At 34.1% G+C, this 20,042-nt stretch carries 20 protein-coding genes; 4 read left to right on the top strand and 16 right to left on the bottom strand.

Annotated features, from left to right (window positions below; translation table 11 throughout):
* Nucleotides 1–39 precede the first annotated feature (39 nt).
* From ACTQ54_RS06345 to ACTQ54_RS06335, 3 genes are all read right to left on the bottom strand, one after another.
* Nucleotides 40–1,617 (bottom strand): peptide chain release factor 3, encoded by a 1,578-nt coding sequence (locus ACTQ54_RS06345; protein WP_441755297.1) that lies wholly within the window; start codon nucleotides 1,615–1,617, stop codon nucleotides 40–42.
* A gap of 96 nt (nucleotides 1,618–1,713) precedes the next feature.
* Nucleotides 1,714–2,409, bottom strand: coding sequence for a DivIVA domain-containing protein (locus ACTQ54_RS06340; RefSeq protein WP_441755296.1), 696 nt, complete (start codon nucleotides 2,407–2,409; stop codon nucleotides 1,714–1,716).
* Between the two features lie 163 nt (nucleotides 2,410–2,572).
* Nucleotides 2,573–3,943 carry an FAD-dependent oxidoreductase gene (locus ACTQ54_RS06335; RefSeq protein ID WP_441755295.1) on the bottom strand — a complete coding sequence of 457 codons (1,371 nt, stop codon included), beginning with the start codon at nucleotides 3,941–3,943 and terminating at the stop codon, nucleotides 2,573–2,575.
* Between the two features lie 347 nt (nucleotides 3,944–4,290).
* Here ACTQ54_RS06335 and ACTQ54_RS06330 point away from each other — a divergent pair, with 347 nt between their 5' ends.
* A complete protein-coding gene (locus ACTQ54_RS06330; protein WP_441755294.1) occupies nucleotides 4,291–4,731 on the top strand; it encodes a GNAT family N-acetyltransferase in 441 nt (146 codons plus the stop codon).
* A 64-nt stretch (nucleotides 4,732–4,795) separates the two neighbouring features.
* Here the strand turns inward: ACTQ54_RS06330 and mgtE are convergent, their stop codons facing one another.
* Genes mgtE through ACTQ54_RS06305 form a run of 5 tightly spaced genes read right to left on the bottom strand, consistent with a single transcriptional unit; the run spans nucleotide 4,796 to nucleotide 9,272 of the window.
* Entirely contained in the window at nucleotides 4,796–6,163 is a 1,368-nt protein-coding gene (mgtE, locus tag ACTQ54_RS06325) for a magnesium transporter (protein ID WP_441755293.1), read from the bottom strand.
* 59 nt (nucleotides 6,164–6,222) lie between these two features.
* The gene (locus ACTQ54_RS06320; RefSeq protein WP_441755292.1) at nucleotides 6,223–7,122 is read right to left on the bottom strand and encodes an RluA family pseudouridine synthase; all 900 of its coding nucleotides are present in this window, start codon (nucleotides 7,120–7,122) and stop codon (nucleotides 6,223–6,225) included.
* A gap of 20 nt (nucleotides 7,123–7,142) precedes the next feature.
* The gene (locus ACTQ54_RS06315) at nucleotides 7,143–7,748 is read right to left on the bottom strand and encodes a thioredoxin domain-containing protein (RefSeq protein WP_441755291.1); all 606 of its coding nucleotides are present in this window, start codon (nucleotides 7,746–7,748) and stop codon (nucleotides 7,143–7,145) included.
* Between the two features lie 11 nt (nucleotides 7,749–7,759).
* Entirely contained in the window at nucleotides 7,760–8,617 is an 858-nt protein-coding gene (locus ACTQ54_RS06310; RefSeq protein ID WP_441755290.1) for an NAD kinase, read from the bottom strand.
* Between the two features lie 28 nt (nucleotides 8,618–8,645).
* On the bottom strand, nucleotides 8,646–9,272 hold the full coding sequence (locus ACTQ54_RS06305) for a GTP pyrophosphokinase (protein WP_441755289.1): 627 nt from the start codon (nucleotides 9,270–9,272) through the stop codon (nucleotides 8,646–8,648).
* 159 nt (nucleotides 9,273–9,431) lie between these two features.
* On the opposite strand from ACTQ54_RS06305, the gene ACTQ54_RS06300 reads away from it, so the two are divergent.
* Entirely contained in the window at nucleotides 9,432–10,013 is a 582-nt protein-coding gene (locus ACTQ54_RS06300; protein ID WP_441755288.1) for a CYTH domain-containing protein, read from the top strand.
* Nucleotides 10,014–10,100: 87 nt separating this feature from the next.
* Nucleotides 10,101–10,769 carry a DsbA family protein gene (locus ACTQ54_RS06295; RefSeq protein WP_441755287.1) on the top strand — a complete coding sequence of 223 codons (669 nt, stop codon included), beginning with the start codon at nucleotides 10,101–10,103 and terminating at the stop codon, nucleotides 10,767–10,769.
* A gap of 56 nt (nucleotides 10,770–10,825) precedes the next feature.
* Here the strand turns inward: ACTQ54_RS06295 and ACTQ54_RS06290 are convergent, their stop codons facing one another.
* From ACTQ54_RS06290 to infC, 7 genes are all read right to left on the bottom strand, one after another.
* Nucleotides 10,826–11,692 (bottom strand): prephenate dehydrogenase, encoded by an 867-nt coding sequence (locus ACTQ54_RS06290; RefSeq protein ID WP_441755286.1) that lies wholly within the window; start codon nucleotides 11,690–11,692, stop codon nucleotides 10,826–10,828.
* 29 nt (nucleotides 11,693–11,721) lie between these two features.
* Entirely contained in the window at nucleotides 11,722–12,540 is an 819-nt protein-coding gene (locus ACTQ54_RS06285; RefSeq protein ID WP_441755285.1) for a prephenate dehydratase, read from the bottom strand.
* Nucleotides 12,541–12,669: 129 nt separating this feature from the next.
* Nucleotides 12,670–14,436: an ABC transporter ATP-binding protein gene (locus ACTQ54_RS06280; protein WP_441755284.1), complete on the bottom strand. Its 1,767-nt coding sequence runs from the start codon at nucleotides 14,434–14,436 to the stop codon at nucleotides 12,670–12,672.
* Between the two features lie 10 nt (nucleotides 14,437–14,446).
* Complete coding sequence (locus ACTQ54_RS06275; protein WP_441755283.1) at nucleotides 14,447–16,180, bottom strand: ABC transporter ATP-binding protein; 1,734 nt, start codon at nucleotides 16,178–16,180, stop codon at nucleotides 14,447–14,449.
* Nucleotides 16,181–16,379: 199 nt separating this feature from the next.
* Nucleotides 16,380–16,736: a 50S ribosomal protein L20 gene (rplT, locus tag ACTQ54_RS06270; protein ID WP_441755282.1), complete on the bottom strand. Its 357-nt coding sequence runs from the start codon at nucleotides 16,734–16,736 to the stop codon at nucleotides 16,380–16,382.
* Between the two features lie 25 nt (nucleotides 16,737–16,761).
* Nucleotides 16,762–16,959, bottom strand: coding sequence for a 50S ribosomal protein L35 (gene rpmI / locus ACTQ54_RS06265; protein ID WP_441755281.1), 198 nt, complete (start codon nucleotides 16,957–16,959; stop codon nucleotides 16,762–16,764).
* 29 nt (nucleotides 16,960–16,988) lie between these two features.
* A complete protein-coding gene (gene infC, locus ACTQ54_RS06260; protein WP_441755416.1) occupies nucleotides 16,989–17,489 on the bottom strand; it encodes a translation initiation factor IF-3 in 501 nt (166 codons plus the stop codon).
* 396 nt (nucleotides 17,490–17,885) lie between these two features.
* On the opposite strand from infC, the gene ACTQ54_RS06255 reads away from it, so the two are divergent.
* Nucleotides 17,886–18,743: a VOC family protein gene (locus tag ACTQ54_RS06255; RefSeq protein ID WP_441755280.1), complete on the top strand. Its 858-nt coding sequence runs from the start codon at nucleotides 17,886–17,888 to the stop codon at nucleotides 18,741–18,743.
* A 26-nt stretch (nucleotides 18,744–18,769) separates the two neighbouring features.
* On the opposite strand, the gene ACTQ54_RS06250 is transcribed toward ACTQ54_RS06255, so the two are convergent.
* Entirely contained in the window at nucleotides 18,770–19,978 is a 1,209-nt protein-coding gene (locus ACTQ54_RS06250) for an O-antigen ligase family protein (protein WP_441755279.1), read from the bottom strand.
* Nucleotides 19,979–20,042: the final 64 nt, after the last annotated feature.

Below are 20,042 nucleotides of genomic sequence, written 5' to 3'. Positions count from 1 at the left end.
CAGTTCTCTTATCTTTTTTAAAATTCGGCTTTACTGATTTTACAATAAACTTTTTAGTTCGATATCTGGATATTTATCTTTGAACCAATTTTCTGCAAAAGTATTTTCAAAAAGAAAAACTGGGTTTCCGAAACGATCTTTGGTTAATAAATTTCGACTTGAGGACATATTTGGATTTAAATCTTTTGGATCAATCCAACGAGCAATTTTATTGCCTAAAGGTGTCATGATAACTTCAGCATTATATTCATGGAGTAAGCGGTATTGGAAAACTTCAAATTGTAGTTGTCCAACAGCACCAATGATATACTCTTCAGTATGATAAGTTTTATAAAGTTGAATCGCACCTTCTTGAACCAGTTGTTCAATCCCTTTATGGAATGATTTTTGCTTCATCACATTTTTAGGTGAAACACGCATAAATAATTCAGGTGTAAATTGAGGTAGCGGTTTAAACTGGACACTTTGTTTACCAGAATAAATAGTATCTCCAATTTGGAAATTTCCAGTATCATACAAACCAATAATATCCCCTGCTACGGCTGTTTCAACCTCTTGACGAGCATCGGCCATAAATTGAGTCGTATGAGCTAAGCGGAGTTCTTTTTTTGTTCGATTAAGGGTAACGGTCATCCCTTTTTCAAATGTACCTGAACAAATGCGGATAAACGCTATACGGTCACGGTGTGCCGGATTCATATTGGCCTGGATTTTAAAGATAAAGCCTGTAAACTGCTTATCATCGGGTTCGATTACTTTCTCTTCATCAACTGTTTCTGTTTCGCTTGGTGCTGGGGCTAAATCAACAAAGGCATCAAAAAATGTCTGTACACCAAAACCTGTTAAAGCTGAACCAAAAAAGACAGGAGTTAACTTACCTTTACTAATTTTTTCCAAATCAAATTCATTACCCGCTACATGCAATAACTGGGCATCTTCGATGGCCTGTGTATAGATACTCGATAACTTAAAATCATGGTCTCCTTCAGCTTCACCATCTTCATCCAAAGGAATATATACTTCAGAATCATCATGCCTTAATTCAACGCGCTGGTTATATAAATCATACAAACCTAGTAAGTTTCTTCCCATCCCCATCGGCCAATTCATTGGGTAAGCATCAATACCTAAAACATCTTCTAATTCAGCCACCAATTCAAGCGGCTCACGTCCATCACGGTCTAACTTATTCATAAAAGTAAATATCGGAATTCCTCGCATACTACATACTTCAAATAATTTTTTGGTTTGAGGCTCAATCCCCTTACCACTATCCACTACCATGACGGCTGCATCCACTGCCATTAATGTTCGATATGTATCCTCTGAGAAATCTTCATGTCCTGGTGTATCCAAAATATTGACTTGAAAACCATCATAGTCAACTTGCATAACTGAACTTGTTACGGAAATCCCTCTTTGTTTTTCAATTTCCATCCAGTCAGATTTAGCAAATTTATTGGATTTTTTACCTTTAGCTTTTACTGTCCCAGCTTCACGGATAGCACCAGAAAAAAGCAACAATTGTTCTGTAATTGTTGTTTTCCCAGCATCCGGGTGGGATATAATCGCAAACGTCCGTCTGCTTTTTACCTTTTGATTTAAATTTTCTTTCATTTAATCACCTTGATTTCAAATTTTATACTAATCATTCACTCAAAAAAGCGAACAAGTCACGGCAAAACTAATTTTACCTGATTGTTCGTTTTTTTATTAATTTATTTTGTTGCTGACTAAACGTACTAACTTTTCATTTTTTAAATAATCAACATTCGTATCTTGATCAGTTTGTACATTTTTGCCTTCGTTAGCTATCACTTCATGAATGAGTTTTTCAAGTTCTTTCTTTTCTTCCTCAGACAAATTATTATTTTCTTGCCATTTTAAGGGAGAATCTTCACGTTGTGAGCTTAAATCATCATTCATATACTCGTCAACCTGCAAGCTAAATTGTTCAACTTTTTCTGCTGGAAACAAACGATCAAAGTCAGTCGACTCAATTACATTTTGATATTGTTTCAAGATTGATTCCATTTCAGCTTTCATTTCATTGAGCTGCTGTCTTAGTGAACTTCCACTTGCAGTCAGTTGACGGCTGTAATGAGCTACATCTTCTTTATATTGTGAAACTTGATGGTTGGTTTTAGTAATAAGTTTCTCTGCTTCATCATTGGATTCAGCAATGATTTGATTTCCTGCTTTTCTTGCATCTAGTACGCCATCAGTTAAATCTTTTTCAATCCCTTGGTAATAGGCTAATTGTGATTCTAACTCCTGAAGGCGCTTATTATTATCTTCGGCTTGGGATTCTAGTTTTGCAATTTGATCTTTTTGTTTTTGAAGCATTTGTTCTACTTGCAGTCGATTATAGCCAAATAAGCTAACGTTCAAATTCTGTGATAAATTCATAGTTCACCCTTCTATTCTAAAACTCACTCATTGTACTCGTTCATCTATTTTAGCAAAAAAAACATATACTTGCATTAATTTTAGAAAAGAAAAAGCCAAACGTATCATTTTCAGTACGTTTGGCATATAAATGACTCGATTTAAACTAAAGTTTAAGAATTAATTAAGCGTTAGCAGATTCTTCAAGACTGATTAGTCTTTCTTGTTCAACGGCAGCTTGAGCTAAAATGTTTAAGTAGTTCCAAGGACGGTCGAACACAGGTTGGAAGAAGAAGTCTACATAAGCTAAATCTTCAATCGTCATTTTGTTTTGGATAGCTAATGACAATGTGTTAGCTGATGCAGTTGCATCGTATTTAGACATAATTTGTCCACCAACGATACGGTTTGTTCCTACTTCATAAACTAATTTCATGTAGATTTTTTCATTTTCTGGCATAAATTCTGGACGGTAGTTATCAACAACATAAACTGAACGTGTGTCAAGTCCCATTACTTTAGAACTTGCATCATTCACACCTGTTGAACCAATATTCCATCCAAATAAATACAATCCAGAAGTTGATTGTGTACCACGGTAACGCACTTTATCACCATTAATATTTTTACCAACTAAAGTACCCATTCTAACAGCGTTAGTTGCTAATGGAATATAAGCATGTCCACCATTAGGGTTGTAGTTAACAGCACAGCTATCACCAGCTGCAAATACATCTGGGTGTGAAGTTTTCATGTAGTCATCAATTAAGATAGCACCATTTGGTAAAGTATCGATTTGGCCTTTAATTAAATCTGTGTTTGGACGGAATCCAACACATAGGATAACCATATCAGCTTCGTACTCGCCACCTGATGTGATAACTTTATTCACTTTACCGTTTTCGCCTTCGAAACTTTGACACATTTCATTTAAGCGAACAGTGATACCTTTAGAACGTAAGTCTTCTTCTAAAATATCAGTGAATTCAGGGTCAAGGTATTTATTTAAAATACGATCTAAACCATCAATTAAAGTTACTTGTTTACCTTGTTCAGCAAATGCTTCAACTAATTCAATACCTATGTAACCTCCACCAATGATTACAACTTTTTCAGCATCTGTTTGACGCGTGAAAATTTCTTGAGCTTGGTTATAGTTTTTACATAATAAAACATTTTCTAGGTCTAAACCACCTAATGGCGGAATAATTGGCCAAGAACCAGTTGTTAAAACTAATTTATCATATGTTTCTTCTAAAGTTGAATTGTCTTTTAAGTTTGTTACATAAACTTTTTTGTTTTCAACATCTACTTTAGTCACATCATGTTCCATATGAACGTCAGCACCAAGAGCAGATAATTCTTCAGGATTTGAATAGAAAAGTCCTTGAGGATCTTTGACTGTTCCCCCAACATACAACGCTATCCCACAAGACAAGAACGAAATATTGTCATTTCTTTCATATACGATGACATTCGCATCAGGATTTTCGTTTAAAATCGTCTTTACTGCGGATGTTCCGGCGTGGGTACAACCAATTACTACAACTTTCATAATGTAGCCTCCTATATATTCTTACTATGTTCACATTGTAACATATACATTTTAATTTGAAAAGGAAAAAATATTTTTTTTAGATGATTTTATTTCCACTTTGAATTTTAGTGAATTATTGTCATATCAACTTTATAAAGAAGTGTCAACACTATTTCCCCTAGCATATTTAGTATAATATAAATTTAAATATAATATATTTTTATAAGGTTTTTGTTATAACATTCACTTATCATAAACAAGATATATTTTCACAAACTTTGAATATCTTTTTATTCTATCCACCACTCAAACTTATGCTATAATTATTAAGCTATTGATTATTATTATCGAAAGAAGGATACATCATGGACGTAAAATGGCAATATGGTGATAATGGTTCAGTTTTAAACGATGCATTTGCACTAAGAAAAAGAGTTTTTGTTAATGAACAAAATGTTTTAGAATCAGAAGAAATTGATGGCCTTGATTCTCAGTGTTGGCATATTGTTTTGTATAAAGATAACGACGCTGTCGCAACGGCTCGCGTATCATTTATTGATGAGTCAAAACTGAAGATACAAAGAGTTTGTGTGGATGCTGATCAAAGAGGTTTATCCATTGGTAAAACATTAATTGAAGAAATTGAGCACTGGGCAAAAACTAAAAATGTAAAGGAATTAGTATTAGCGTCACAAGACCACGTTATTCCCTTCTATGAGAAATCGGGTTTTAGTATCAGTAATCCCAAGGGATATCTCGATGCTCGTATCCCGCATCACGATATGGTTAAAGTCCTTTATATCTAGAATGTTGTATAAAAATAAGCACGCCATATCATTCAAAGTGATATGCGTGCTTTTTTTGTGATATTTATTTAAGGATTAAATCAATAAAAATTGAGGCGATTGTAAAGTATATATATACAGAGGTAAGGTCACTTAAGGTTGAAATAAAAGGTCCACTTGCTACAGCTGGATCAAAGCCTAAGCGTGTCATCAATTTTGGAATAAGCGCCCCAGATAAATTGGCTACGATAATAGCAGCTGCCATTGAAATACCAATGACAATACCCAGCGGAAAGTTCTTTTGCCAAACTCCAGCGACTACCGCAATGGTGAGACCAACAATCAGCCCCGTAATAACTCCTGTAATCAATTCAAAAATAACTGAATCAAAGAAGCTATCGTCTTCCGCTTTATTGGTTATTTTACGGACGGCAACGGCTAAAGCTTGCGTTCCTGCGTTACCTGCAGTACCTGTAATTAACGTTACAAATGCTGATAAAACACTTGCTGAAGCAATTAAATTATCATAACGACTAATTAAAGTTGAAGTTCCCATTCCTAGGAACAATAAAGTAATTAACCAAGGTAATCTACTTTTTGAAGCTGATAATGGCTTCTCATGTTCCACACTAACGTTAACAGCAGCCAAACCAGAGTAGTCACTATCAGCTTCTTCTTGCATAACGTCTAAAATATCATCGACCGTAATAATACCTAATAACTCACGGTCAAAACCAACGACTGGTAAAGCTAATAAGTCATAATCTTTAACCATTTTTGCGACTTCTTCTTGGTTATCGTTAACTTGAACAGAAATGATTCGTGTGTTCATTACTTCGCTAATTAATTTGTTATCATCACTAATAATTAAATCCCTTAAGGAAATAACGCCTACTAAACGTTTTTCAGAATCAACCACGTATACATAATAAATCGTTTCAGCTTGGATAGCTTCCGATTTTAAATGTAGATATGCATCTTTTATCGTATAATTGGCTTCGATTGAAATAAATTCAGTCGTCATAATCGAACCAGCTGTATCATCCAAATAATTAATTAATTGACTGATTTCACGAGCACTTTCTGAATTCATTAAATGCATAAATATGTTGACACGTTCACGGTCAGTGATATTGTTTAATACGTCAACAGCATTGTCGGCAAACATCTCGCCAAGAACAGCTGCTGCATATGGATTGGACATTGCTTCAAAATAACCTTCTACTCTTTCATCTTGCGACTCAAGCTGATCAAAAATATTAGCTAATTCTGAAGGAGACAGATATTGATATATTTTTAATCGATCATCATTATCAAATGCTTCAAATAATTTTGCCTGGTCATAATAATGCAATGCAAGAAATTCTGTTCGAAAACGCGTCATCCGGTTATTGGTTAAATGTTGTTTTAAGACGTCTAGATTCTCTTCAAATGATCGGTGAAAAATCTCCATCTTTATCTCTCCTTATCTTACGACAGCTTTAACATTACAAATGTAATCACACTAATTTGCTAGCAACTTTCCTTCGTTCGTTCAAAAATCCATTGTTGCATATCATCCGGCAAAGCTGCAGTTAGTCTCATCTTCTCGTTTGTAAATGGATGTAGAAATACCAATTCACCACAATGCAAAGCTTGCCGTGATAGAATTTTCGTTAAAGGCCCACCATATAAATCATCCCCAATTAATGGTCCGTTAACGTGATTCATATGTACTCTAATTTGATGCGTTCTACCCGTATGAAGCTGCAATTTTAAGAAAGCTGAGTCTGGAAATGCTTGTAATAAGAAATATTCTGTCAAGGCATCTTTCCCTGATGAGTCAACGATTCGGGTAATAATTGACTCCGGGTCTCTTGCAATTGGAGCATCGATAAAACCATGAGACTCCCAGTGTGGCTTTGAAGAAAGTGCAAAATAAAATCGTTCAATTTGGCGGTTTCTTATTTGACGATCAAGTAAAGCATGGGCTAAACGATGTTTAGCAATTAACATCAAACCAGTCGTGTCACGGTCTAGTCGCGTAACAATATGAATAACTTTATTTTCATAATCTTGTTCAACATAATAACCTTTTACGTGGTTGGCAATAGATGAACTCGGATTTTGTATTGAAGGTATGGACACCGTCTGTGCGGCTTTGTTAATCACTAAGATATCACGATCTTCATATATAATATCAAGTTTTTCATAAGATGGGATAACGGTATCATGTCCGTCTTCTGCTGGTTGAATCAAAATTAATTGATCTCCCATTTTAATTTCTTGCTTTACCGTTACCGGCGATCCATTTAATAAAATGGCTCCTGCAAATTTAACATGCGAGATAAAACTCCGTGGCAATTTTAACTCATGTAAATACTGCTTAATTAACATTGCGTCTGGCAATTGATAGTCGAAAACAAATTCCAATATTCTTGTCCCTTTTCCAATTATTGTAATGATTTAGCATATGTAACGAATGCTTCTATCGCTTCCATACTACTTTCGTGATTAATTGCTTGAATCGGCTTAGCTTTTTCTACAATAAACGCATGAGGTACGGTCGAAACATCGTAATTCGCCATTGCAACAGCAAAATTATTGTCATCTGCCCTAGCTTGTGTATTATAAAAATAAATATCTACAGCTAATTCTTCAGCAATTTTATTTAATTTAGGACTAAATGCCACGCAATAGGGACATTCATTAAAACCTAAATAAATAATCTTTACCTCATCATCCGTTGATTTAAGAAAGTCAATATAACTTTCTTCAGAGTCTAACTCAGTCACCATTGAATAACTTGCAATCTCATTGACGGATTGAGTATCCATAATGATTTCATTTAATGATTCGTAAATGGCTTGCTTTTCTGATTCATCCATGGCAGTTAAGTTGCTGGATTCATCAATTGATATAATCCCATCAACACGTGATGCTTCTTCTACCGTTTCTTTTATTGTATCCGTCAACGCCTTATCTTCAGCGTTTGAAAAACAGCCCGTTAAAAAAAATACACTGACAATAAATAAAATAATCGCTCTTAATCGTTGCATTTTCTTGCTCCTTATTTTAAATAGTTATCAGGGTTTTTATGGTTTGCTTCATTATCAGATAAACCGATAAATGAATTTTTAACCCGATCCCAAAAATGCGTATGTTTAAAGCTAGCAAAATGAATGCGTTCATTCGCAACTTTTAATTTAACACAAGAAATAATTTTATCAGAAAAAGCCATATTATCAATACTAACAATCATATTTTTGTTATTTGAATAGACTTGAGGTTTGAGTTCAAACCATTCATCACGCGGAATAATCATAGGTGAACCTAACGATCGAAAGACACGGTTATTAATCGATGCAATTTCAGTAAGTTGAATAGCATCAAGTCGAGGATGAATGACTGCCCCGCCCAATGATTTATTTAAACCTGTGGATCCAGTTGGAGTGGCAACACAGATGCCATCACCTCGAAATGTTTCAAAAAAATGATCTTTTATATAAATTTCACTGACCATGGTTCCACTAACAGAGCGGATTGAAAATTCATTTAAAGCTAATTCCTTATGTCGTGTACCATCCGTTAGCTCCATATCAATTTCTAGAAGTGGATAACTGATAGACTCTCCATTAGCATCAACAATGGCTGCGGCTAGTTCTTGAACTTCGTATCCTTGCCAGTCAGCATAAAAACCAAGGTGCCCAGTATGTATACCGATAAAGCGTGCGGTATTTATATGCGATTTAAATTGATGAAAAGTGGATAATAAGGTTCCATCCCCACCAATCGATACAATGATGTCAGGATCCACTTCCAAATTATTGACCAAGACAGCGGTATTTTTTAGATATTTAACTAAACGAGTTTTAATATCTTTTGATTCAGGTTTATCATTAGACAAAATCAATACATTTTTCGGCAATTATAATGCTCCTCGCTATTATTTTCTTCTAATTTTCAAAATACTGAATGGCTTCGCGGATTTCATCACGGATTTCAGACATCTCTTCATCTAATTGGAAGGCCGCCTCAGATGCTCGCTGTAATCTCTGCAAAATATCATCAGGATATATTCCACTATACTTATAATTTAAAGAATGTTCAATTGTTGCCCAAAAATTCATGGCTAACGTTCTAATTTGAACTTCCACAATCACTGTTTCAATCCCATTTGAGCGATGAACAGGATATTCTAATACCATATGGTAGGAACGATAACCACTTGGCTTATAATATTTTATATAATCCCTTATAAGTAATACTTTGAAATCTTGCCTTCTTTTTAATAATTCTGCCACTTCATAAATATCTTCAACAAACTGACACATAATACGAATACCTGCAATATCTTGGACCCCAATTAAAAAATCTTCAGGCTTAATGTTTCTTACTTCCATTTTTTCTAAAATGCTTGCAGGGGTTTTAACTCTTCCTGTTACAAATTCGATGGGCGTATGCCGATGTTTCATTTGAAACTCATCACGCATCATTTTTAATTTAAGTTTTAATTCAGCGACTGCTTGTTCGTATGGCGCTAGAAAACTTACCCAATCATCTACAAAATTATCTTCTACCATCGACAACTTTTCCTTTCTAATCATATCAGATATTTATTATTAAAATTTGCTTTTACTTTTATATTTTAGCATATATCTGCATTTTAAAAACAGAGTAAATTACTTGTGAATCGAATTAAAAATTGATACGATAGTTTTTATGTTGAAAGGATGTGCAAAATGAGCATTCAAATCGAAAAAGAAATAAAAACCATGTTAAGTCAAAATGATTTTAACCGTCTCCAATCATTTTTTTCACTGAATTCTATTGAACCGATTAAGCAAGTCAATATTTATTTTGATACTTTGGATCAGCAGCTAAAAAAGAAAAAAGCAGCGTTTAGACTAAGACTGTTTGATAATACCAGCGAATGGACGATCAAACAAACACAAAGTGAACTAACTGCCATTGAAATAACAAAAGAAAATGACCAACGATTAGATGAAAATATAAAACTTTCAAAAGACATATTAGGTTCTGAGATCAGTGCTTTTTTTGAAAAAGAAGCCATTGATATTGACCAACTAGAAAAAACGATCCAATTAACCACTTTGCGATGGAATATTGAAGTCGATGATGGCCTTTTGGCACTTGATCAATCGACCTATTACGACCAAGTTGATTATGAACTAGAACTTGAAACATCGAATTTAGTAGAAGGCCAAATATACTTAGATAAATTATTAAAACAATTAGACATCCCTTTTCAAAAAGCCGACAAGAAGATTGCTCGGGCTTCAAAGCATGCACAAAATAGATAACAATTTATTCATAAATCAAGATAGTCGCATTTTTTGACTAAATTTGATAAAATACTACTATAGTGAGAGAAAAGGAGGGAATAACACATGTTAAGTAACTATCAAATAGATTATCGGACAAACGGGAAACCAAAATTATTCGAATTTTATCTATTTGTAAATCCACTCGGACGTAAATGCTACTATAGCGAACAAGAAGTCAATGCAGCTCTCGAAATGATTTCGTCAAAAGTAGACTTACACATCGTGTGTTTCCATAATCAAAAAATCGTTACAGATTATATAAAACAATTAAATATCGATTTAACCGATTTAAATACAAGAAACCACATATACCGAATTGTTTATCATGCATCATTAGCGACAAAAGCGGCATCTATGCAAGGAAAGCGAAAAGGTCGCTTATTTTTAATGAAAATGCAACAACGCATTGATGATCAAATCGATCGTTACAATGAAGATTTCATTAAACAAATTGCTAAAGAAGTAGGCCTTGATGTTGATGTCTTTATGGAAGATATCAATTCAGATTTCGTTCGTGAACTCTATTTAAATAATCAAAAAATTGCTAGCAGTATGAATGTTGAAAAAACACCTTCATTAGTCATCTTTGAACAAATTTCTTCCAATAAAGGATATATTATTGAAGATGATTATATAACGAAGGAAACTGTCATAGCCCAATTAGATGAGATTATTTCAGAAGAAGTCGACCAATCAAGTCCTAAAGAACAAAATTATATCCGTCTCCTATGATAATAAAAAACCGATCTATTCATTTGTATAATCAAATAAATGAATAGATTGGTTTTTTACTGCTTATATTTTCGGTCCTCTTGTTCCAATTTCAAACGACGCTTGGTTGATTCAATAAAGTAATCTTTCATTTGTTCACGATTACCTTCGACAATTGCCATTTTCATATCGATGACCTTTTCTTCAAAACGTTCAATCGCTTTTAACAACTCTTCTTTATTCGTAAAAAATAACTCTGACCACAAATCCTCATTTAGTTTAGCAATCCGTGTTAAATCACGGTAACTATCTCCAACAAACAAAGCAGTATTCCGATCAACTAAATCACTATTAATTAATGAAACAGCAATCACATGGGCAAGCTGACTGGTATAAGCAATCATTTCATCATGATTACTCGCATCAACAAAGCTCACACGTCTAAAGCCTATGGTTTCAATAAATCCAGTAAACCAATCAAGGTTTTTCTGTTGATTCAATGGTGTCGGTGTAATTAAGTAGTTAGCTCCTTCAAAAACTTCAGCTGAAGCATAGTCTAACCCTTTATTTTCACGTCCAGCCATTGGATGTCCAAATATAAAGTCAATGGTATCAGGAATAAAGTTATTAATAGACTCCATTAATTGTACTTTTATCCCTGTTGCTTCAGTAACGATCGCCCCTTCTTTAAATAAATGAGAATGTTCTTGCATAAATTGAACGACAGCATTGGGATACAGGGCAATAATAACCAAATCTGCTTGTTGAATAATACTTTCATTGGTCGTTTCACCATAATCAATTAATCCTTGTTCTAAGGCAGCTTCAATTGTGTTAACATCAATATCAATGCCTAATACTTTAGTTAAGGGACTAAAATGTTTGCGAATGGCTTTTGCAAACGAGCCTCCGACAACCCCTAAACCGACAATTGCAATATTCATAAAATTACCTTCTCCTTCATCCTTCAATGTTAATCAAAACGACCAATGAGTTGAACATATTCAGCTGCTTGCTGCAAAACTTCTTTTAAAAGGCTAAGCGATGCTTTAGTATGCTCGATATTTACTTCAATAAAAAAACCATAACTAAATGGTTGACCTGGTATTGGGCGTGCATTGAGTCCTTCCAAATTACAATTAAAGACGTCAAAGCTTTGTAATATCTTCAATAAAGCTCCCGGTTGGTGTTTTGTTTCAATATAAACTACTAATCGATTGCCTTCTTCATTGGTATGTTCTTGATGGCGAATAATGAAAAAGCGTGTTGTATTTGATTCTTTAGTTTGGATCATTTCTCTTAAAGGAACTAAATGATATAATTCCCCCGCTCTTTGACTGGCTAATGCTGCATAGGATGGATTATTTTGTTCAAAAACCCATTGAGCGGCTTTAGCTGTATCTTCATAAGCTTGAGCGTTTATCAAGGGATACTGATCAAAAAACGACTGACTTTGAGCTAAAGCTTCAGGATGTGAAAAAACTTCCTTAATTTCCTCCAGTCGACTCCCCTCGATTCCCCAAAGGATATGTTTGACGGGTTGAAGCACATGGTCGATTGCCGTTATTGGCTGGTATCGAAATAGATCCATTGTTCGAGAAATAAGCCCAGTCGTTGAATTTTCAATTGGAACAACGGCATAGTCTAATTCTTTTTTTGCAACAGCTTGGATCAATGTTGCAAATCGATTAAACTCAATCACTGTCATCTCTTTGTCGTCATAGTTTTTGAAATAATTACGTAAAGCCATTTCACTATACGCACCTGGTACACCTTGATAACCTATCTTCATATGTCCACTCTTTTCTATCTTAACTTTCTAATCATAGTTATCATCTTAATTTAATCTTGTTACTTTTACAAGTCGATAAAAAAATACGTTAAACAAAGTTATTTTCAAACTTTATTTAACGTAGATCATTTAATTAGAAAACTGCGATTGGTATAGATTATAGTAAAATCCTTTATCGGCTAGCAAGGATTCATGCGTTCCTTGTTCTATAATTTGACCATCATTCATAACAAGAATCTTATCCGCTTCTTGTATCGTTGATAAACGGTGGGCAATAACAAAGCTTGTCCGCCCTTCCATTAAACGATGCATCGCTTTTTGAATTAAGAGTTCAAGACGCGTGTCAACTGAACTCGTCGCTTCATCCAAAATCAAGATTTTCGGATCAGCTAACAAAGCTCTAGCGATGGTTAATAGCTGTTTTTGCCCTAATGAAATATTACTTGATTCTTGGTTAATCCGCATGCTATATCCACCCGGTAAGGTACGTATAAAATGATCAACATTTGCAGCTTCTGCAGCAGCAATAACTTCTTCATCTGTTGCATGTAAATTACCAAAACGAAGGTTTTCTCTAATTTCACCTTCATATAGCCAAGCGTCTTGTAGGACCATCCCAAATTGACTGCGGTATTCTTGTCTAGGTAAATCGCGGATATCGACCCCATCGACGGTAATCGAGCCGTCTACTACATCGTAAAATCGCATCAATAGGTTGATGATGGTTGTTTTACCAGCTCCCGTAGGACCAACAATGGCTACCATTTCACCCGGTTTAACATCAACTGTGAAGTTTTTGATTAAAGGTTTGTTTTCAGTATATTGGAATGAAACATTATTAAATGAAACTTGTCCACTTAATTCACCCTTAACATGAGTAACAAATTCATTGTTTTCTTCAGGATAATCTAAAACTTCAAAAATACGGTCAATCGCTGCCCGTGCACTTTGTAAAGGAGCAGATAATTGCGTAATCGTTTGAATCGGTTGATTCACTTGCCATACATATTGTGTAAAGGCCTGTAAGTTACCAATTGTTAGGCGTCTTTCAATAACCAACAAACCACCTACTAAAGCAACAGTTAAATAGGCTAGATGTGAAACCACGCTGACAATCGGCATCATCATTGAAGATAAAAAGGATGCTTTAAAGCCTACTTCTGCTAATTGATTCGTAATCGATTCAAACTCTTCTTCAGATTTTTCTTCCCGATTATACAGCTTGATGATATTAAAACCTGTAAAGTTTTCTTGGACAAAACCATTTAGTTTTCCTAAAATATCTGCCTGACTTTTAAAGTGTTTTTGCGATATCTTTACAATTGTTTGTGCAACCCAGTAGGAAATAGGCATACTAATTATAACAATTAAAGCCAGCTGCCAATTTAAGTAAAACATCATTAAAGTGACAAATATAATGGAAAGAACAGCATAAACAATTTGAAGCAAAGCTTGTTGCAAAGCATTGGACACTGATTCAACATCACTAGTAATACGGTTTAAGATATTACCGAATTGATTTCTATCAAAATAAGCAATAGGTAAACGATTCAGTTTATGAATAATATCAATTCGTAAATCTCTAATCATTTTTTGAACCGCTTCAGTAATGTAATAATTAGCACCATAGGTAGATGCTTGATTTATCCAACCACGAATCAGATAAAAAATTAGCATCATAAATATATAGGAATAGTTAATCCCTGCGCCTTCTACTTCCTGTACCATCGCTACAACATTATTTGTTATTTCTGTGATAACCAATCCTAAAACAAAAGGTTCAATAACACTAGTAATAACTTGGATGAATGTCAAAAAGATAGATATAAATAATGACACTTTATAGGGTTTCATGTATTGCCAAACTTTACTAATCAGTCCACTATTAGAATTCATTTTTATCCTCCTATCCTTCTAATGACGCATTTTTTAATTGTGATTGTGCGATATCTCGATAAATTTCATTCGTTTTCATTAATTCTTCATGTTTTCCGCGACCAACAATTTCTCCCTTATCAAGGACAATGATTTGATCGGCATTCATGATAGAACTCACTCTTTGTGCAACAATAACGGTTGTTGATTCCTTGGTTACTTCTTTAAGACGTCGACGTAATTCTGCGTCTGTCCGATAGTCTAAAGCTGAAAAACTATCATCAAACACATAAATATCTGGTGTACGAACAAGCGCACGAGCAATCGACAATCGTTGTTTTTGACCACCAGATAAGTTGCTACCACCTTCAGCTAAGAAAGCATGATATTTTTCTTGTGTCTTATATACAAAATCTTTTGCTTGCGCAACATCCGTTGCCCGTTCAATTTCTTTATCTGTTGCATTGTATTTTCCGTAACGCAAATTATCTCCGATTGTTCCAGTAAACAGTAAAGCTTTTTGTGGAATAAAACCTATTTTCTTTCGTAAGGCTTTTAAATTGTAGTCACGAACATCAACGCCATCCACTAATATACTTCCAAGAGTTACATCGAAAAAGCGTGGAATTAATTGAACTAAGGTCGATTTACCACTCCCTGTACTTCCGATAAAAGCAACAATTTCTCCAGGTTTTGATTTAAAACTAATGTCATGTAGGACTGGATTTTCCGTTTCACCAGGATAGGCAAAGGTGACATTTTTAAATTCCAGGTAACCTCTTGTTTTTGTTTCTGTTACACCTTCATGATTTGGATCAATCGAAATCTCCATTGTATCAATTTCTTGTAATCGTCTTGAAGATACAGCCATCCGTGGATACATCATAAATAAATTGGCAAACATCATAAATGAAAATAAAGCATGGAATACATATTCAATAAAGGCAACCACGTTTCCGACTTCCAAGTTTCCTGCCTCAATATCACCTAGTGAAAACCAAATAATTAATACAATCATCCAAATCAATATATGCGTAAAAATCGGCATAGCCGAACCCATCAATTTGAATAAATGACTGGAAGTATCGGTGTACTCTTGCGCTTCACGTGTAAATTTATTCTCTTGATACTCTTCTCTTGCAAAAGCACGTATAACACGTAAACCAGTCAGGTTTTCACGAGCATATTGATTCAGTTTATCCAAAGATGTTTGTTGTTTTTCGGATAAAGGTCGTGATTTATTTGCGATGACATAAATAGCAATCGCCAATAGAGGAAGTGCAGCAATCATAAACCAAGCCAACGATGGGCTAGTCATAATAATCATAACGACACTACCAATGAACATTAATGGTGTATTCACACCCAATCTCAACGACATTTCAGCAAATTGCATTAAAACAAACGCATCATTGGTAATACGCGTTACCATTGATGAAACACCTATTTTTTCATATTCTTCATGCGAAAATAATTGTGTTTTCTTATATAAATCATTTCGCATATCCCGAATCATGTTGTTGGTTAACTTACTAGAAGCGTATGATAAAACAATTCTCCCAAATAACCCTGCAATAATAACTGCTAACATAACCGCACTCCAAAAATAAAGTTGATCTTTATTTCCAGGTATGATTGCTTGATCAATCATAAAGGCAAAAACTGTTGGTAATCCTAAGTTAACGAGAACAAAGAAAAAACCACCCATAACATCTAGTGTTAGAAGTTTTGGATATTTTTTGATATAACGCCAAATATAGTCCATTTTTGACCTCCTCTAAAAATAATAATAAATAATGCCACTTTAAAGATAACAATTTTAACATTCATTCGTCAATCTGAATGTGATTTCAATCAAATAAAAATAAATCTCAATAATATTAATCAAAAAAATAGCGTAGTATTAGCATAAGATTTCTTTCAATCCCAAGAAAATCTTATGCTAATACTACGTCTAAATTGAATTAAGCTAATGCTTGTTTTGCTTGTTCTACTAATGCAGAGAACGCAACTTCGTCATTAACTGCTAAATCAGCTAACATTTTTCTGTTAATTTCAATACCAGCTTTATTTAAACCATTCATTAATACTGAATAGCTTAAACCATTCATTCGAGCAGCTGCATTGATACGTGTAATCCATAAACGACGGAAATCACGTTTTCTTTGACGACGGTCACGGTAAGCATAAGTATATGATTTCATTACTTGTTGCTTAGCTGTTTTGTAAAGTTTTGATTTTGCTCCGTAATAACCTTTTGCTAATTTTAATGTACGTTTACGACGTTGACGCGTAACATATCCACCTTTAACACGTGCCATAATTTAATCCTCCTCGTAATCTATCTTATAGTGCTGAAATTTGTTGTTTAATACGTTTGTAATCGCCTGGTGATACTAGGCTCGCTTTACGTAATTGACGACGTTGTTTTTTAGTTTTTCCGTGGAAACGGTGACTAGTAAACGCACGTGAACGTTTTAGTTTACCTGATCCTGTTTTCTTAACGCGTTTAGCTAAACCACGATGTGTTTTTTGTTTTGGCATTGACAATTCCTCCTAAAAAATAAAGTATGTTACTCACCTTTGGATGGGGCTAGCATGATGAACATACTACGACCTTCCATTTTAGGTTGAGATTCAACAACTGCAAGTTCTTTTGTATCTGCAATAAAATCTTCTAGAACTTCACGACCTAATTCTTTATGTGTAATTGCACGACCTCTAAAACGAATAGATGCCTTTACTTTATCGCCATTTTCTAAGAATTTAATCGCTTGACGTAATTTAGTTTGATAGTCATGTTCTTCAATAGAAGGACTTAAACGAACTTCCTTAACTGACACAATTTTTTGATTTTTACGTTGTTCTTTTTCTTTCTTCTGCATCTCAAAACGATACTTACCGTAATCCATGATTCGTGCTACTGGTGGTTTGGCTTGCGGCGATACAAGTACTAGATCTAATCCAAATGATTCTGCAAGTACTAATGCATCATCAAGGGATTTAACACCAATTTGTTCTCCATTATCACCAATTAGACGTAACTCTCTTGCGCGAATGTCCTCGTTAATAATAAGCTCTTTAACGATAACTTTCCACCTCCATATATTGTTTGAGATTTCTTGTAGATTCGTTGTATAAAAAAAGACTAGTTCGAAAACTAGTCTTTTACTCACAAAGAAATAAAACAAGCTTATATCACTTGTTTACATCCTTTATTTGCCATCTTGCTTAACAAGTGGCGAGAAACGACTTGTTCCTACTTATTTTCTCAACTACTAGATAATATCACATAACAATATTAAATGCAAATGGAATTTTGATTTTTATTAATAAATATCAACCCGATTAGTATAGCACTCTTCGTTTAACTAATCTAGTAAATTTCTAATTTTAGTAAATATATGATTGACAAAAATAATGCTATCGACTATCATTAAAACGTATATTTGAATATTGAGGAGAAAATTATGACACCAAATCCACTAACACAATCAAAAACTGCCGTTGTGACATCTAGAGTACAATTAAATGCACTTGATTCTAAAAGTTTAGCCACTTTTTATCAAGAAAAAATTGGTTTAACCCTCATCGAAGAAAATAATGGTTATTTTGCCTTTGGGACTCCTGACCATACTATTTTAATTGAAATATTCCCTACTGACGTTAAAAAATCGAAACGCACAACAGGACTGTATCATTTAGCTTTATTACTACCAACAAAAGCAGATTTAGGTACTATTTTACTGCATTTAGTTAAGGAAGAAGTTACCCTTGAAGGTGCATCTAACCACGGTTACAGCAATGCTATTTATTTAACAGATCCTGAAGGTAATGGCATTGAAATTTACGCAGATAAAGATCGTAGTGAATGGGATATTCGCGAAGATGGTTTTATCGGTGGGATTACAGAAGCAATGGATATTGACGATGTTTTAAGTAATGCGAGCTCAACTTATGAAGGAATTCCAAATGGGACTACCATGGGGCACATTCATCTTCATGTAGGCGATGTAGCTGAAACCTTACAATTTTATATCACAAATGTTGGTTTAGGTTTTAAATACCCATATGGTAACCAAGCTATATTTATGGCATCAGGTGATTATCACCATCATTTAGGAGCAAATATTTGGTTAGGTGCTAACCTACCACAGCCAGAAGAAAACCAGCAAGGTTTGCGGGCTCTAGTTTGGGATGCAACTGCCGATGACATTGCCTATATTTCACAACAACTGAGTGCACAAGATATCTATTACAGTGTAAAAGAAAATCAATTAACTTTTAAAGACAATTCTGGTCTAACCAATATTTTTATTGAAAAATAAATATCAATACAAAAAGCTGGGGCATTTTAATCTTGCTCCAGCTTTTTTAGTTGTTCATAACGAACTTTTAACATGCTTTCAGTTGGGCATAGGCAAACGATGAGAAAGACAAAACCCGTTTGCAGCCAAAAAATAGACACATCAACAAGACCGTGGACTAAGACTGCCACTATAAAGGCTAAAACAAGTCCTACTTCTAAACGTATTTCGCTAATCTTCAACGCTTCAATCAATCGATTAACATAATCAAATAAAGCATTAAACAAAATAAAAATGCCAAACAAACCATAGTTAGCCAAGCTATCAATCAGTAGTTGGTGTGCATGCATATCTGTTTCATTAATAAATAAATAATAAAAATTGATATAGGACAAAGGCCCTCTCCCCGTTAAAGGCTTGGTTAAAAAGATATTCCAACCTGTATTCCACAAACCAAACCGATCTTCAAAACCATAGGCCAGTGTTTCAAACCTTGGAAATAGAGTTGGGAATAGCATGACACCAATTAAACCGAGGAGGCCAGTCCCTAACAAGACAAGAGCGATTCTTTTATGGATGAAGAAGACCAGTACAAAAATAGCAATAACAACGGTTGGAAGTAACATCCTTGATGCTGTCATAATAATACTAATAAGATTAATTGAAATAATTAAAGCATGGAACATTCGCAATCGTTGTTCACGCGTATAATTCAATAAATAAATCGAAATCAAGATAGAAAAGATACAAAACAAGCCATAGTAATTGGCATTAAAAAATGTTGCTTCTGCTCGAAACTGTGGATTGGATGTTTGTAATATATAGAAGATCGATAAATTATTTTTAACAATATAAATAATATAATTGACTAAATTAAATATCCCAACAAAGAAACTTCCATAGCTAATTGTCTTTAAGAGACTGATATAAAGTTTAGCAGAAAAGCTTTCTAAATAACTACTGAAATATAGAGCAACAAGAAACAAGGCAAGCGAAATCGCTAATCCTATATAATTTCGATTTTCAAGCGACACAAGAGCGGTGTATAAAATGAAAACCGCAATCCAGCCCATTTCTTTAATTTGTTGAATTAACTTTTTTCTATTTGTCCATATTAAATAGAGAAAATGGACAATCAATACCACGGCACCAATATAAAAAGGTAATAAGATCGCTACGGTTGTCATAATAAACAATCTATTTTGCCTATTTGATTCGATATCTGAATGATTATTAAGATGTCTAAGCTTATTCATATAATTCTCCATTCAAAAGATATGATGAATCTATTATACATTCAAAATCATTGGATTGTTAGTA

The sequence above is a fragment of the Fundicoccus sp. Sow4_H7 genome, assembly GCF_052115865.1.
In the GTDB taxonomy this organism is placed as follows: Bacteria; Bacillota; Bacilli; order Lactobacillales; family Aerococcaceae; genus Fundicoccus_A.
The sequence above is the reverse complement of the archived record's forward strand: the minus strand, read 5'-3'. Positions and strand labels throughout refer to the sequence as shown.

Bases quoted from the DNA above. Each gene is read 5' to 3' on its own strand.
- ACTQ54_RS06345 (WP_441755297.1), bottom strand. From the start codon at position 1,617: ATGAAAGAAAATTTAAATCAAAAGGTAAAAAGCAGACGGACGTTTGCG.
- ACTQ54_RS06340 (WP_441755296.1), bottom strand. From the start codon at position 2,409: ATGAATTTATCACAGAATTTGAACGTTAGCTTATTTGGCTATAATCGA.
- ACTQ54_RS06335 (WP_441755295.1), bottom strand. From the start codon at position 3,943: ATGAAAGTTGTAGTAATTGGTTGTACCCACGCCGGAACATCCGCAGTA.
- ACTQ54_RS06330 (WP_441755294.1), top strand. From the start codon at position 4,291: ATGGACGTAAAATGGCAATATGGTGATAATGGTTCAGTTTTAAACGAT.
- mgtE (WP_441755293.1), bottom strand. From the start codon at position 6,163: ATGGAGATTTTTCACCGATCATTTGAAGAGAATCTAGACGTCTTAAAA.
- ACTQ54_RS06315 (WP_441755291.1), bottom strand. From the start codon at position 7,748: ATGCAACGATTAAGAGCGATTATTTTATTTATTGTCAGTGTATTTTTT.
- ACTQ54_RS06305 (WP_441755289.1), bottom strand. From the start codon at position 9,272: ATGGTAGAAGATAATTTTGTAGATGATTGGGTAAGTTTTCTAGCGCCA.
- ACTQ54_RS06300 (WP_441755288.1), top strand. From the start codon at position 9,432: ATGAGCATTCAAATCGAAAAAGAAATAAAAACCATGTTAAGTCAAAAT.
- ACTQ54_RS06295 (WP_441755287.1), top strand. From the start codon at position 10,101: ATGTTAAGTAACTATCAAATAGATTATCGGACAAACGGGAAACCAAAA.
- ACTQ54_RS06290 (WP_441755286.1), bottom strand. From the start codon at position 11,692: ATGAATATTGCAATTGTCGGTTTAGGGGTTGTCGGAGGCTCGTTTGCA.
- ACTQ54_RS06285 (WP_441755285.1), bottom strand. From the start codon at position 12,540: ATGAAGATAGGTTATCAAGGTGTACCAGGTGCGTATAGTGAAATGGCT.
- ACTQ54_RS06280 (WP_441755284.1), bottom strand. From the start codon at position 14,436: ATGAATTCTAATAGTGGACTGATTAGTAAAGTTTGGCAATACATGAAA.
- ACTQ54_RS06275 (WP_441755283.1), bottom strand. From the start codon at position 16,180: ATGGACTATATTTGGCGTTATATCAAAAAATATCCAAAACTTCTAACA.
- rplT (WP_441755282.1), bottom strand. From the start codon at position 16,736: ATGGCACGTGTTAAAGGTGGATATGTTACGCGTCAACGTCGTAAACGT.
- rpmI (WP_441755281.1), bottom strand. From the start codon at position 16,959: ATGCCAAAACAAAAAACACATCGTGGTTTAGCTAAACGCGTTAAGAAA.
- ACTQ54_RS06255 (WP_441755280.1), top strand. From the start codon at position 17,886: ATGACACCAAATCCACTAACACAATCAAAAACTGCCGTTGTGACATCT.
- ACTQ54_RS06250 (WP_441755279.1), bottom strand. From the start codon at position 19,978: ATGAATAAGCTTAGACATCTTAATAATCATTCAGATATCGAATCAAAT.